The organism is Rhizobium sp. UFLA01-1127, assembly GCF_059803845.1.
The window spans coordinates 1-12,860 of sequence record NZ_JAUQTZ010000058.1 but is presented as its reverse complement, the minus strand read 5'-3'; the positions used below and the strand labels follow the sequence as shown (position 1 = coordinate 12,860).

Here is a 12,860-nt window from a genome sequence, read left to right as displayed (position 1 = left end):
CAATGACTCTTGATGCGTTGGAAACACCATGTCTCGTGCTTGACGCCGGGCGGATGGAGCGGAACATCAAGCGGCTCAGGAGCCGGCTCGATGGTCTAGGTGTCTCGCTGCGCCCGCATCTGAAAACCGCCAAGTCCGTCGACGTTGCCCGCCGGGTCATGACCACGCCTGCTGGTCCGGCAACTGTCTCCACGTTGAAGGAAGCCGAGCAATTTGCGTCCGCGGGCGTTCGCGACATGATTTACGCTGTCGGCATCACCCCTTCCAAGATTGCCCGTGTTCTCGCACTGCGGGCTAGGGGGGCCGATCTGGTCGTCGTTCTCGACAGCGTCGATCAGGCCCGCACGGTCGCCGAGGCGTCCCTGAATGCGGGAATACCCATCCCGGCCATGATCGAAATCGATTGCGACGGGCATCGGTCCGGGGTTGCGCCAGCCAATCAGGCCTTGCTTCTGGAAGTCGGGCAAGCCGTTGCGGCGGGCGCCGAATTGCGGGGGGTGATGACTCATGCTGGCGATAGTTATAAGGGCGGCGGCGTAGAGGCGCAGCAGCGCTATGCCGAAGCGGAGCGGGTGGCCGTTGTGGAGGCTGCGCGGGTCCTGCGTGCAGCCGGTCTATCTTGTCCAGTCGTCAGCGTTGGCTCCACCCCAACCGCGCATCATGCGACGGATCTTTCCGGTGTGACGGAAGTCCGCGCTGGCGTGTTTGTCTTCTTCGATCTGGTCATGGCCGGCATCGGCATCTGCCAGGTCAGCGACATCGCGCTCAGCGTTCTTGCGACGGTAATCGGACATCAGCGTGAAAAGGGCTGGATCATAACCGATGGCGGGTGGATGTCGCTATCGCGTGATCGCGGCACGGCCAAGCAGGTTGTTGATCAGGGCTACGGTCTAGTCTGTGACATCGATGGCAACCTTTGTGGCGACATTTTTGTTGCCGACGCCAATCAGGAGCACGGAATTATCGCAGTTCGTCCCGGGTCTGGCGCGCAGCTGCCCGATCTTGCGGTGGGGGACCGGGTGAGGATTCTGCCGAACCATGCATGTGCAACCGCTGCGCAGCATGACGCATACCATGTCGTGCGCGGGCATTCGCAAGTGGTCGAGGCCCGCTGGCCGCGCTTTGGAGGTTGGTGATGTCCGTACCTATAAACGTCAGTACAGGTCGCGCTCCGGCCCCGGCAGGGCATTATGTGCAGGCAAAGATCGCTTTTCAACATATCTTCATCTCCGGCCAGCTTCCTATCCGGCCGGACGGCGCGCCGCTCTATGACGACAGCTTCGAGACGCAGGTCGAGCAGGCTATCGACAACGTGTTGGCAATCTTGAAGGCTGCGGGCGGTGCGCCCGCCGACCTCGTCAGAGTGACCGCCTACATAGTTGGGGTCGGCAACTGGCCGCGCTTCAATCAGATCTATGCGCAGCGACTGGGGGACGCAAAACCGACCCGCACCGTTGTGCCAGTGCCTGAACTTCACTACGGATATCTAGTCGAAATCGACGCAATTGCATTCATTGGCAACAATGGCAGGGAGAACTCCATATAAAAAACCGCCTTGGGTGGTTCATCTGCCGTTAGGAACAGTGTCGCTATGGGGGATGCGAACGAAATCGAAATGGTCGCCCGGCTCCAGGAGTCAAGATTCTGGGTGTCGCGCTCACTGTAGATTACGGTGGGGTTGTTTCCACAGCTGGATCCACAATCGGGATTTGTCCCGATTATGGACGTCGAAGCCGAAGTAGGCATGGCTGGTCCAACCGAAGCCTCCAGGATCACCAGCGCAAGCAATCCGGTGACAGTGAAGCTCCTGCTGAGCCGTTGGCTTTGTGCAAATCGGGAATGCGCACGACTGACGTTCGCCGACCGCTGTCGAACAGCGCATTTGGATCCCACTAACCAGAAAATCTAGCTGTGGAATGTAAGGAGAGTCATGACGGCTGGAGAGAAGTCGACTGTATGACGTACTGCTCTTCAAGCAGGGCGAGAAAAACGAGTTTGCACGACGTGCCACCACTCGATTGGCGCTCGGCGCGCGCCATCAGCCCCATCACGACCACCGAGAATTATTTGGCGACGCATCGCGCCCAAGAACGTAGCCGATCGCGAAGGCGAGGGCGCCGATCGTGAGGACAATTCCGGTTGCCGTGTGCGGATGCTCAGCAGCGCCCGCAACCACGGCGGTACTCTCACGGACGACAGCGTCCTTGGCACCCTTTGCGACCTTCCGGACACCTGTCGGTGGCTCTGCGGGTATTCCTGTGAAGCCAGCGCTGAGTTCGTCGGTCATGATGCTCCTCCTTCTTCTTCTGTGGGAAGGAGAACCCCCGCACGCGTGGGAAGTTCCAGCGAAGTGGCTGACTGGAACAGATAGATTGGCGGCATCTGCAAAAATCACTCAAAGCGCCAAACCCTAGCGGAGCGTCTTCTCGGGGCGCTGATAAGACCGACGCCCACCCAAGCGGGATCGTTGGACGATAGGGATCCGCGGCAAATCCAACAGCACTATAAAACATCGGGACATCCCTTATGGCAGGGAACGCTGCAGCTACCGGCGGCGCTGAGCCGAAATTGGCAGGAGATCTAATGATGGACAGAGAACAGAAGATTCGTGAGCGCGCCAACCAGATATGGGAGGAAGAGGGTCGCCCCGAAGGCAGTCACGAGAAACACTGGCGGCGAGCTGAAGAAGAAATTGCGGCAGGCGAACATGCAGCCGCTGGAGAAGGCACCGAGAACTGGAAGGCAGAAGCTGGCCTGCCCAACGACCAGAAATCGCCAAGCGTCATGCCGACTGTGATCCCACCGGACTGAGGACGCCAACTTCGTCGCAAATGACACCATTCCCCTAGCATTTAGCCCGGGTCAGGCCCAGGGCAGGAATCTTACGACTAAATGCAAAACGACACCATCGGTCATCGAGAAGCTCATCCACTGCTATGTCTCAGATATCGGCGTGATGACCCTTGCCGACTTCAAGTTGAAACTCGAACGCGAGTGAAAAATTCTATTGATCGGGCATGATTGCCGATCTCTGGAAGCTTTATGACTATGAGCGACTAAATTCTTCTATGATATCAGCTGATTAGCCGACACTTAGCTAAATGGCTTGGGGGAACGCAAGTTCGAATCGGCTCAAGAGCGTAATTCACCTCTCGCGGGATTTCCGCGTTGGCCGCGCGGCGGGTGCGCTGACAGTTTGCTCAGTGCCTTGAACAGCGTGGCTAGTTCGCCCGCAATGGGGGTTCCGATACCGCTGCATGCGTCAGCGTGTGATTTTGCGTCGACAAGTGACCCCGTCAACACCAGGAATTACAAAGAGCTATTGTAGATTTCGGCTCGGAGACCCCGTGCTGATTTACATAGGCTCGCTCACCCAGTTCTCGAAACACAGAAGACCGTGGCAAGCTCGATGGGATTGATGTGCCTGTATCAGGCCGATCCCCTTTACTGCGCGCCGAAGATTTTGCTGAGGCTCCAGGGATATTCTCCCTGTTGGTTGGCGATGTCATCGACCTTCCAGCCGCCGTGTTCGCGCACCAGCGTGTAGTAGAGTGTCACCTTTTCACCGTTGCGGAAGGTGACCTCAAGCTCCGCCTTGTCGTCGAGGAGGATCGGCTGGCCGATCTGCACCTGCGTCGGGGTGCCGTCCTGGCCCGATATGACCGGATCGAAATCCAGGGCCCCGACCTCGCCGTGGGGTGTGTTGTCCCGGTCGGCCTGGAAAAGGGCGTTGAGGTGATCAGAGAAATAATCGGAATAGGGCGAGGAGCCGTCGCTATCGGCATTGGCGACACCATCGCTGTAGAGCGCCTCCAGCAGGGCTTTCGGCGTCTTGAAGGTTTCGGCCGCAGCGGGCAGGGCAAGGAGGAGGGAAAGCAGCAAGGCGGAGAGGGCGGTGGGCAGGCGCATGAAGACTCCTTAGCGATTGGCTCATAAGTCATAGCCTGAGATGCCGGGAAAGGCGACCGTGTGCTCGCGAGGCCACAGTGTTGATTGCGCTGATAGTCGACCCGTGTCGAGTTTCACGACGCTTTAATCCGGATTTTCGTTTGACGCTGATCCATTCATCCGCAAGGAACCCGTTGACAAAGCTGCTATATCTATATCGAAATAGGCTCACCGCGAAATGCAAAACTGGATGAAATCGCGACGCAAATAGACATGGAGCGGCTGAATTTCATGCGGACCCATGTCGAGGCATCCGATCAGTGAGCCAGTCCATCGAGGCGGCGCGGATCGCGCTGAGGCAAAGACAAGGAGGCGGCGCGCGAACTGGATTGGGTGCGGCGCGGTACTGCCTATTTCGCCCGCCTTGTCAATGATCTGCCGGACAGTGCGCTCGATGAGCCGAGCATGGTGGCCGGTTTCACACGGCGACGGCTCATCGCCTATGTCGGCTATCACGCCCGCCTGATAAGCGAGCTCATTGCCTGGACAAGAACGAATGCCGAGCGCAGCTTTCCGCGCATTGCACAGGTGAGCGCAGAGGATCTCGAATTCGGTCTGACCCAGCCTTCGCCGGCGTTGCGCTACCTTTTCGATCATTCGCAGATCCATCTCAATGTCGAATGGCGGGACCTGACCGACGCCGGATGGGATCGATCGGTTGTCGATGTGGCTGGGCGGGTAATCCCGCTTCGCGGTACGGCCACGCTCAGGGCCGAGGTGATCTGGTTGCATGCCGTCGACCTTGATGCCGGCGGGCGCTTCATCGACATGCCGAGCGATTTCCTGGATTGGCTGATACGCCACTATGCGGCGCGCGGGCTTGGTTCAGATGCAGTACTTTCGGCCTGCGACCAGGCAGAGCCTTTTCTTCCAAACCACCAGGCCGGGCTGTGCATGACGGGACGCGCCGCCGACATCGCCCGCTGGCTCAGCGGACGAGGCACCGGAAATCTCGAATGGGCGGACGGTCCGCTGCCCGTCATCGGGCCGCCGACTTTGGCAGGCCTTGGCGCGTAGTCATTGCGGGCAGACCAGCGCCCTATTTCGTATCCAGCTTGTCCAGGTTGTCGTGAATTCTGCGCAGCGCCGCTTTCAACCAATCGACCTCCTCGCCGCTGAAGCTTTCGACACCGGTTGCTTCGAACTGCGCGGCAAGCGGCATGAGTTTCTCGACAAGGGCGTCGCCCGCCGGCGTCAGGTCGATGCTGACGGTACGCCCGTCGTCCGGACGGGTGCGGGAAACGAGCCCCTTCTTCTTCATCGTCGTGACCAGACGCGACAGCGTCGAAAGCTCCACCGTCACCATCGGGCTAAGATCTGTGAGCCGCTGCGGGCCTTCCTGCTTGAGGAGGGCGAGCACGCGATACGTGGGCAGGGTTACGTCGAACTCCTGGAGCCGCACGGAGAACAGCTCTCCCATGCGGACGCCGACGCGGTTGAGCAGATAGGGAAACGATCCCGTGAACCGATAGGGCATTTTCACTCACAATAGTTGCGCCTGCATTCAATACAGCCGCAACACGTTGCGCGCAATTGCCAAGCGTCAATTGCCCCTCAGAAATGACAGCGGGTCGGCCCATCCGGACCGCCCCGCTTGCGCAAACGGCGAATGCTCAGTTCGCAGCGCCGGTCTCGTCGAGGTTGCGGTAAAGGAAGGTGAGCAAAGTCAAAAGGCAGCCCACAAACGCCGTGGCGGCGAAAACATAGAAATTCCACTCCGGCGCCAGTCCCGCTTGCAGCACCGCACCGCCGATCAGGGGGCCAGCAATACCGCCGAGCCGGCCCATCGCCAGAGAAAACCCAAGGCCGGTTCCCCGTATCTCAACGGGATAGAAGCGACCCACCAGCACATTGGCGAGGATTTGGGTCCCAATCGTGCCGGCTCCGGCGAGAGCGACCAGGACATACATGAACGCACCCTGCTGGATCGTCAGCATCCAGATGGCGACCGCGCCGATTGCGAAGAGGCTCGCGACGATGGTCTTGATATGACCCTTGTCGGCGATCTGGCCGGCAATGACGATGCCGATCGCAGCACCGAGATTGAGCATCACCGCGAAGAACAATGCGGAGCTGATATCGTAGCCCATTTTGTTCATGATGGTGGGTAGCCAGTTCACCATGCCGAAGGTCAGGAGAAGCGAACAGAAGTGAATGGCCCAGGCGTTGAGGGTCGTCGGCAGCCGTCCCTCTGCAAAAAGCGCGCCGATACCCTTCCTCCGCGACTGCACAGCTTGCAGCACCACGCGCTGAAGGCCGAACGTATCGCATATCGCATCTGCCTCGGGCTGTCGGCCCTTGCTTGCGAGCCAGCCGGGGGACTCCGGCAGAGCTTTCATCAGCAAGGGGAGCGCCAGCAACGGTACGCCGCCGAAGATCATCAATGGGCGCCATCCGTATTTCTGCAATAGCAGCATGCCGAGCACGCCGGAAATGATGCCGCCGATAAGATAGCCCATGAAGGATAGTGAATTGGCCAGCGCGCGTTGCCTGACGGGTGCGAATTCAAGCACCAGGGCCGTCACCGTCGGCAGAAGTGCGCCAAGCCCAAGCCCGCCAAAAAAGCGAGTGGTTTCGAAAGTGCCAAAATTGTGGGCCATGCCGCTGGCGATCATCATAACGGAAAAGCAGCCGAGGCTGCCGAGCACAACTTTCTTCCGACCGATGCGGTCGGCAAGCGTGCCCGCCACCAGCGCACCAAGCAACATACCGAACAGGGTCAGCGCTGCGGCGTGGCCGACCATGCCGGGATTGAGCATCCAGTCTGCCTGCTTCATAAGCGACGGCGCGACGGCGCCATAGACGACAAGGTCATAGCCGTCGAACAAAATCATGAAACCGCACATGCCAATGACGCCTGCCGGACTTCTGCTGCGTGTTATAGCGACACCCATTTCTTGTACAGACATTGATTCTCCTCCCCGGTCTCGCAGGCCAATCGTCTTCCACCCCTGAAAAACCGCGCTTTTGCGTGTTGAACTCCTCCGCATTGCCGGTTGCCCGAAAGCATATCGCATGGCCTCCTCCGAAGGACCAACGATCCGGCATCGCCGTACAAATTAGATATTGCATTTGCAAATATTGCAATGGGAAATATTGAAGCAGGCAATAAACTTTCATCCATCGAAACCCTGTCTCAATCGAGTTTGGGGGAAATGATTTTTTTATTTCATTAAGATGGGATGTACGTCCGCGCGGAGTGGCGGCGCGTAGTACGGGGTTTGTGGAATCGCCAAATTGGCGCAGATAGTTCCCAATCCGCCTCCTTCATAAATTTGCATTGACAACATTTGCATCTGCAAATATTCTCTTTTTTGAGATTGGGAGAGAAGATCATGACAATTCAGCTCATGCCGGAAACCGCTATCGGAAGCACCTTTCGAGCGGCCATGCGCAAATATCCCGCGACAGTCACCCTCGTCACCGCCTCGAACGACGGTGTCGACCACGGCATGACAGTCACCGCCGTGACGTCCGTATCGATGGAACCCCCTTCGCTGGTCGTCTGTCTCAACAATCGCACGTTGCTGCATGAAATGCTGCTGTGCCAGCCGGGTTTTGCCGTCAACATATTGAGCCTTGACCAGCGCGCGCTGTCAGATGCCTTCAGCGGCAAGGTGGAACCGAAGGACCGGTTCAAGTTGGCGCGATGGCGCAGGCATGCCGCTGGCATGCAGACCCTCGAAGGTGCACATGCCAATGTGGTCTGCCGGCGCATGGCGGCCATCCCCTACGGCACGCACACGCTGTTTATCGGACAAGTCATCGACGCAACGGTCGATGTCGCGACGGCGCCGCTTCTCTATGAAGACGCCCGCTACTGCATGTCCCAGCCGGTGGCCTGACTTTCCGTGAAAAAATCGAGGAGGATAAAATGAACCTTAGCGCAGCCAAGATCGCGCCATATACGGCAGGCGCCGCCGCACCCGAAACCCCGTTGCGGGAGCGGGTCGCGCCGCTCGTCGCCTCTTTCCGATCGACAGCGCTCGCCACCGAACAGGCCCGGCGGGTGCCGGCGGAAAATATCGCGGCGCTTCGCGACGTCGGCTACTTCGATGTCGTCAAGCCTGCCGCCTATGGCGGCGCACCCAGGCCGTTCGCCGAACTCGTCGAAGCCAATATCGAGATTTCCGCCGGCTGCGCCTCGACGGGCTGGGTCGCCGGCCTGCTTTCGGCCCACCAATGGCTTCTCGCCATGTTTCCGAAGCAGGCGCAGGACGACGTGTGGGGTGACAATCCCGATGCCCTGGTGTGCGGCTCCTACGCGCCGACCTCGATGGCGGAGGCGGACGAGGGCGGCTACCGGCTAAACGGCCGCTGGTCCTTCGCCAGCGGCTGCGAAAATGCGCAGTGGTCCCTCTGTGCGGCCATCCTTCCGGGCGAAGGCGACTGCAAGCCAGTACCCGCCTTTCTGCTGGTGCCTGCCTCTCAGTATAAGATCGAGGACACCTGGAATGTGGTCGGCCTGGCGGGAACCGGTTCCAAAACGCTCCTCCTCGACAATGTCGTCGTGCCACCCCATCGCATCCTGACCTTTCCGGATGCGACCAGCGGCAAGACGCCCGGTGCCGGCCTCTATGTCGGTCTGGGTCTTTTCAACATGCCGCTTTTAACGGGCATTCCGTCCTGCCTGGCCTCCACGGCAGTCGGGGCCGCCAAAGGTGCACTCGAAAGCTATGTCCATTCGATCAGCACGCGCGTGACGCGCGGCGCCGTCGCGGGCGGCAACAACCGCATGGCGGAATTTCCCACCATTCAGCTACGGGTCGCCGAAGCCGCGGCCAGCGTCGACGCAGCGACCGAAATTCTGCTGCGCGACGTGCGGCGCGCGGAGGATCTGGCCGGCAGCTCCGACGCGTTCTCTATCGCCGACCGGCTGCTGAGCCGGCGAGGCCAATCCTTCGCCGTCAGCCTCGCGCTGCGTGCGGTCGAGGCGCTCAATGCCTCGACGGGCGGGCTGGGTCTCAACCTGGACAATCCGGTGCAGCGCGCCTGGCGTGATGCAAATGCGGTAGGCCGCCATATCAGCATGAATTGGGATGCCGTGGGCACCATGATCGGCCAGCACCTGCTCGGCCTCGAGCCCAAAGGACAATACTGAACGCAAACGACGAGGGAGGACCCGGTATGCAAGGCAAAATCGCGCTCGAAGAGCATTTCGCCATTCCGGAAACACTGATGGATTCGGCTGGCTTCGTACCCGGCGACTACTGGATCGAGTTGCAGTCTCGCCTGCTCGACATTCAGGACAAGCGGCTGAGACTGATGGATGCCCATGGCATCGAGACAATGATCCTGTCGCTGAATGCGCCGGCGGTGCAGGCGATAACGGAAACCGGGCGGGCAATCGACATTGCACGCCGGGCCAACGATGCGCTGGCGGAGGAATGCGCCAAGCGGCCGGACCGCTTCCGCGCCTTTGCCGCCCTGCCTCTTCAGGACCCGGAGGAAGCTGCGGCGGAACTCGAACGGTGCGTGCGGGAAATGGGCTTCGTCGGTGCCCTGGTTAACGGCTTCAGTCAGCGGAATGATACCGACGCCCTGCTCTATTACGACCTGCCGCAGTATCTCGGCTTCTGGGCGAAGGTCGCCGAACTCGACGTGCCCTTCTACCTGCATCCGCGCAATCCGCTGCCGCAGGACAGCCGAATTTACGAAGGCCATCCGTGGCTCATGGGTCCCACCTGGGCCTTCGCCCAGGAGACGGCTGTCCATGCCCTTCGCCTCATGGGCTCCGGATTGTTTGATGAACATCCCGGGCTGCGGATCATTCTTGGCCATATGGGCGAGGGCTTGCCCTACATGATGTGGCGGATCGATAACCGGAATGCCTGGGTGAAAGTGCCGCCGAAATATCCGGCGAAGCGCCGCATTGCTGACTATTTCAACGAAAACTTCTATATCACTACGTCAGGCAATTTCCGCACCCAGACGCTGATCGACGCCTTGCTGGAAATCGGCTCGGACCGCATTCTGTTCTCGACCGACTGGCCGTTCGAAAACATCGACCACGCCGCAGACTGGTTCGATACTGCGACCATCTCCGAACTCGACCGGTCGAAGATTGGCCGCGGCAATGCCAGGGTCCTCTTTAAACTCTGAGGAACGACGATGATCCGCGAAAAATATCCGCTGTTCAGCGAAGAAAATTCCGAAGCCGTGGTCAATGCCCGCATGGGAGGGGATGTTGACCCGCGTGTGCGCCAGGTGATGTCGGCGATCGTGCGCCACCTGCACGCGGCGGTGAAGGAGATCGAGCCGACCCATGATGAGTGGCTGGCGGCGATCGACTTCCTCACTAAAGCCGGCCAGATGTGCAACGAATGGCGACAGGAGTTCATCCTGCTTTCGGATATTCTCGGCGTGTCGATGCTCGTCGATTCCATCAACCATCGCCGCCCGTCCGGGGCGACGGAAAACACCATCCTCGGTCCGTTCTACGTGCCCGAGGCGCCGCGTTATCCGCGCGGGTCCAATATATGCCTCGACGGCAAGGGCGAGCCACTCGTGCTTGGTGGCTTCGTCAGGGATACGGAAGGAAATCCGGTCCCAGGCGCACTGATCGACGTCTGGCAGACCAATGATGATGGCTTCTATGATGTGCAGCAGAAGGGCACCCAGCCGGACTGGAACTTGCGCGGCGTCTTCACATCCGGCGAAGATGGTGGATTTCGCTTTCGATCCGTCAAGCCGCGATACTATCCCATCCCGGACGACGGGCCGGTCGGCAAGTTGCTCGGCAAGCTCGGGCGGCACCCCAACCGAGCTGCGCATATCCATTTCATCGTGACTGCCGACGGCTACGAGCCGGTCATCACCCACATTTTTCCACCCGACTGCGAATTCCTCGATCAGGACGCCGTTTTCGGGGTCAAGAAGAGTCTCGTTGCCGATTTCGTCAAACGGCAGGAGGATGGAACCGGCGAGGACGAAGGGCTCCTCGCCCCCTATTGGCAAGTAAACTGGGACTTCGTCCTGACACGGAAGAAAGCCGCCTGACATGCAAGAGTTCCTCTATTCGGCGTTGCCGACCCGTGTCCTGTTCGGCACAGGGACGCTTGGCCAGCTTGCGGCCGAGGCAAGCCGCCTCGGCATCCGGCGCCCCATCCTTCTGACGACCTCGCATCAACGACAGATGGCCGAGGATGCGATCAGCTTGCTCGACGGCCTGTCCGCGGCAATCTTTTCCGGCGCCACCATGCACTCGCCGGTCGAGGTGACCAAACAAGCCATGAGGGAGGTCGAGCGCGTCGGCGCCGACGGCATCATTGCGATAGGCGGCGGTTCGACAACGGGGCTCGGCAAGGCCATCGCGCTGCGGACCGATCTGCCGCAATTGGTTGTGCCGACTACCTATGCGGGATCGGAAATGACCCCGATCCTCGGCCAGACCGAAGACGGCCATAAGACGACGATCCGCGATGCCAAGGTGCTGCCGGAAACAGTGATATACGACGTGGCACTGACCCTGGACCTGCCGATAGGCCTCTCTGCCGTCAGCGGCATGAACGCCATCGCCCACGCCGTGGAGGCTCTTTACGCCAGAGACGGCAATCCGATCATCGACCTGATGGCGGAGGAGGGCATTCGCTCGTTGGCCAATGCGCTGCCATTACTCTTGGGGAATCCACGGGACAGCGACGCGCGCGCCGACGCCCTTTATGGTGCGTGGCTCTGCGGCATTTGCCTCGGCTCCGTCGGCATGGCCCTGCATCACAAGCTTTGTCACACGCTCGGCGGCATGTTCGACCTTCCGCATGCCGAAACGCACAGCGTGATCCTGCCCTACGCAATGCGCTATAATGCCGAAGCCGCGCCACAAGCCGCCGCCAAGGTGGCCCGCGTACTCGGTACGCGCGATGCGGCTGTCGGCCTTCAGCAATTGGCACGAAACATCGGAGCACCGGGCTCCCTCCGGACAATCGGCATGGCCGTCGGGACGGTGGACGCCGCGGCCCGGCGGGCTGTCGAAAACCCCTACCCGAACCCCGCGCCGGTTACGGAAGAAGGAATCCATCGGCTGCTATCCGACGCCTTCAATGGCGTGATCCTGCGATAGAAAAAGGCAGTGTTGGCCGGGCCGCAGAGCTGACGCGCATAGCGAAGACTTGTGGGTGGTTTTGGCCGGCTCGATCGCCGTATTCTACTACTGCTTTTGGCAGCCACCCTCGTCGTCTCCAACACTCTCGTCGCGGTCGCGCCAACTCTGACGGTGCTTCTCCTCGGTCGGATCATTCTCGGTGTTGGCGTCGGTGGGTTTTGGGCTGTAGGCGCTGCTGCAGCCGGGCGCCTTGCGCCGAGCGCACCAGGACGCGCGACCGCGCTGGTTTTTGCCGGAATATCTGGAGGAACTGTCATCGGACTTCCTCTTGCAGCCTTTCTTGGTGGTCTCTTCGGGTGGAGGTTTGCCTTCATTGGCGCTGCGATCCTTGGTGGGCTGAGCCTTCTCGCCCAAGGGATATTCGTTCCCAAATTGCCGGCGTCGCCGGGTCCCAACCTGCGAGCCCTGCCTGCGTTTGTTCGCCAGCGTCAGGTCATGGTCGCGCTGTCAGCAGTTTCACTCGTTATTATTGGCCAATTCATTGCCTATACTTATATCGCAACCTATCTGGGGAATGCCGGTGCCGGCCAAGGAGTGCTATCTGGCGTGCTTTTGGCCTATGGTGCCGCTGGGTTGTTGGGAAACACCCCGGGCTTGCGCGGGTTTCCATACCGAAACCGCTGCATCTACTACCGTTCCTATCCAGATAAAATTGTAATTCTTCGCGTTAAGCACGGCGCCGAGGACATAAGGCCTCAGGATTTCGAATGAAAGCGCCACGAAGACATCATTTGGATTGAACTAAGCCGCTGATCGCGGCGACTTGCGGCGGCCTTTGAGGAGAGCGTCCTGACTGAGAGGATGGTTGTGT

14 protein-coding genes and 1 pseudogene are annotated in these 12,860 nt (G+C 60.0%); 11 read left to right on the top strand and 4 right to left on the bottom strand.

Going from position 1 to position 12,860, the window contains the following annotated elements; genetic code table 11:
• The first annotated feature begins 2 nt into the window (after positions 1-2).
• The 3 genes and pseudogenes from Q4Q11_RS16245 to Q4Q11_RS16235 form a co-directional block, all read left to right on the top strand.
• On the top strand, positions 3-1,136 hold the full coding sequence (locus tag Q4Q11_RS16245; RefSeq protein WP_498570129.1) for a DSD1 family PLP-dependent enzyme: 1,134 nt from the start codon (positions 3-5) through the stop codon (positions 1,134-1,136).
• Positions 1,136-1,546 (top strand): RidA family protein, encoded by a 411-nt coding sequence (locus tag Q4Q11_RS16240; RefSeq protein WP_498570128.1) that lies wholly within the window; start codon positions 1,136-1,138, stop codon positions 1,544-1,546. The genes Q4Q11_RS16245 and Q4Q11_RS16240 overlap by 1 nt, the downstream gene beginning before the upstream one ends.
• Before the next feature lie 52 nt (positions 1,547-1,598).
• Positions 1,599-1,867, top strand: a pseudogene (locus tag Q4Q11_RS16235) (ISL3 family transposase); the annotation flags it as partial.
• 180 nt (positions 1,868-2,047) lie between these two features.
• Here Q4Q11_RS16235 and Q4Q11_RS16230 read toward each other — a convergent pair.
• The gene (locus Q4Q11_RS16230) at positions 2,048-2,287 is read right to left on the bottom strand and encodes a hypothetical protein (RefSeq protein ID WP_498570127.1); all 240 of its coding nucleotides are present in this window, start codon (positions 2,285-2,287) and stop codon (positions 2,048-2,050) included.
• Between the two features lie 296 nt (positions 2,288-2,583).
• Here Q4Q11_RS16230 and Q4Q11_RS16225 point away from each other — a divergent pair, with 296 nt between their 5' ends.
• Complete coding sequence (locus tag Q4Q11_RS16225) at positions 2,584-2,811, top strand: DUF2934 domain-containing protein (RefSeq protein WP_498570126.1); 228 nt, start codon at positions 2,584-2,586, stop codon at positions 2,809-2,811.
• Between the two features lie 633 nt (positions 2,812-3,444).
• Here the strand turns inward: Q4Q11_RS16225 and Q4Q11_RS16220 are convergent.
• On the bottom strand, positions 3,445-3,909 hold the full coding sequence (locus tag Q4Q11_RS16220) for a DUF3828 domain-containing protein (protein ID WP_113216838.1): 465 nt from the start codon (positions 3,907-3,909) through the stop codon (positions 3,445-3,447).
• A gap of 372 nt (positions 3,910-4,281) precedes the next feature.
• Here Q4Q11_RS16220 and Q4Q11_RS16215 point away from each other — a divergent pair, with 372 nt between their 5' ends.
• On the top strand, positions 4,282-4,965 hold the full coding sequence (locus tag Q4Q11_RS16215) for a maleylpyruvate isomerase N-terminal domain-containing protein (protein ID WP_498570125.1): 684 nt from the start codon (positions 4,282-4,284) through the stop codon (positions 4,963-4,965).
• A gap of 22 nt (positions 4,966-4,987) precedes the next feature.
• Here the strand turns inward: Q4Q11_RS16215 and Q4Q11_RS16210 are convergent, their stop codons facing one another.
• Positions 4,988-5,425 carry a MarR family winged helix-turn-helix transcriptional regulator gene (locus tag Q4Q11_RS16210; protein ID WP_498570124.1) on the bottom strand — a complete coding sequence of 146 codons (438 nt, stop codon included), beginning with the start codon at positions 5,423-5,425 and terminating at the stop codon, positions 4,988-4,990.
• A gap of 136 nt (positions 5,426-5,561) precedes the next feature.
• Positions 5,562-6,857 (bottom strand): MFS transporter, encoded by a 1,296-nt coding sequence (locus tag Q4Q11_RS16205; RefSeq protein WP_498570123.1) that lies wholly within the window; start codon positions 6,855-6,857, stop codon positions 5,562-5,564.
• 426 nt (positions 6,858-7,283) lie between these two features.
• Between Q4Q11_RS16205 and Q4Q11_RS16200 the strand changes: the two genes are divergently transcribed.
• From Q4Q11_RS16200 to Q4Q11_RS16175, 6 genes are read left to right on the top strand one after another with little or no spacing between them, the layout of a single operon-like run.
• Complete coding sequence (locus tag Q4Q11_RS16200) at positions 7,284-7,793, top strand: flavin reductase family protein (RefSeq protein WP_498570122.1); 510 nt, start codon at positions 7,284-7,286, stop codon at positions 7,791-7,793.
• A 29-nt stretch (positions 7,794-7,822) separates the two neighbouring features.
• Positions 7,823-9,049, top strand: a complete 1,227-nt coding sequence (locus Q4Q11_RS16195) for a flavin-dependent monooxygenase (protein ID WP_498570121.1) — start codon at positions 7,823-7,825, stop codon at positions 9,047-9,049.
• Positions 9,050-9,075: 26 nt separating this feature from the next.
• The gene (gene tsdA / locus Q4Q11_RS16190; protein WP_498570120.1) at positions 9,076-10,050 is read left to right on the top strand and encodes a gamma-resorcylate decarboxylase; all 975 of its coding nucleotides are present in this window, start codon (positions 9,076-9,078) and stop codon (positions 10,048-10,050) included.
• Positions 10,051-10,059: 9 nt separating this feature from the next.
• Entirely contained in the window at positions 10,060-10,947 is an 888-nt protein-coding gene (locus Q4Q11_RS16185) for an intradiol ring-cleavage dioxygenase (protein ID WP_498570119.1), read from the top strand.
• A gap of 1 nt (position 10,948) precedes the next feature.
• Positions 10,949-12,007 (top strand): maleylacetate reductase, encoded by a 1,059-nt coding sequence (locus Q4Q11_RS16180; RefSeq protein WP_498570118.1) that lies wholly within the window; start codon positions 10,949-10,951, stop codon positions 12,005-12,007.
• Positions 12,008-12,058: 51 nt separating this feature from the next.
• Positions 12,059-12,760 (top strand): MFS transporter, encoded by a 702-nt coding sequence (locus tag Q4Q11_RS16175; protein ID WP_498570117.1) that lies wholly within the window; start codon positions 12,059-12,061, stop codon positions 12,758-12,760.
• The last annotated feature ends 100 nt before the right edge of the window (positions 12,761-12,860 follow it).

What these genes read in the sequence shown, in the direction of transcription:
- Q4Q11_RS16200 (WP_498570122.1), top strand. Translation starts at nt 7,284, where the DNA reads ATGACAATTCAGCTCATGCCGGAAACCGCTATCGGAAGCACCTTTCGA.
- Q4Q11_RS16230 (WP_498570127.1), bottom strand. Translation starts at nt 2,287, where the DNA reads ATGACCGACGAACTCAGCGCTGGCTTCACAGGAATACCCGCAGAGCCA.
- Q4Q11_RS16220 (WP_113216838.1), bottom strand. Translation starts at nt 3,909, where the DNA reads ATGCGCCTGCCCACCGCCCTCTCCGCCTTGCTGCTTTCCCTCCTCCTT.
- Q4Q11_RS16185 (WP_498570119.1), top strand. Translation starts at nt 10,060, where the DNA reads ATGATCCGCGAAAAATATCCGCTGTTCAGCGAAGAAAATTCCGAAGCC.
- Q4Q11_RS16240 (WP_498570128.1), top strand. Translation starts at nt 1,136, where the DNA reads ATGTCCGTACCTATAAACGTCAGTACAGGTCGCGCTCCGGCCCCGGCA.
- Q4Q11_RS16195 (WP_498570121.1), top strand. Translation starts at nt 7,823, where the DNA reads ATGAACCTTAGCGCAGCCAAGATCGCGCCATATACGGCAGGCGCCGCC.
- Q4Q11_RS16205 (WP_498570123.1), bottom strand. Translation starts at nt 6,857, where the DNA reads ATGTCTGTACAAGAAATGGGTGTCGCTATAACACGCAGCAGAAGTCCG.
- Q4Q11_RS16225 (WP_498570126.1), top strand. Translation starts at nt 2,584, where the DNA reads ATGATGGACAGAGAACAGAAGATTCGTGAGCGCGCCAACCAGATATGG.
- Q4Q11_RS16180 (WP_498570118.1), top strand. Translation starts at nt 10,949, where the DNA reads ATGCAAGAGTTCCTCTATTCGGCGTTGCCGACCCGTGTCCTGTTCGGC.
- tsdA (WP_498570120.1), top strand. Translation starts at nt 9,076, where the DNA reads ATGCAAGGCAAAATCGCGCTCGAAGAGCATTTCGCCATTCCGGAAACA.
- Q4Q11_RS16245 (WP_498570129.1), top strand. Translation starts at nt 3, where the DNA reads ATGACTCTTGATGCGTTGGAAACACCATGTCTCGTGCTTGACGCCGGG.
- Q4Q11_RS16210 (WP_498570124.1), bottom strand. Translation starts at nt 5,425, where the DNA reads ATGCCCTATCGGTTCACGGGATCGTTTCCCTATCTGCTCAACCGCGTC.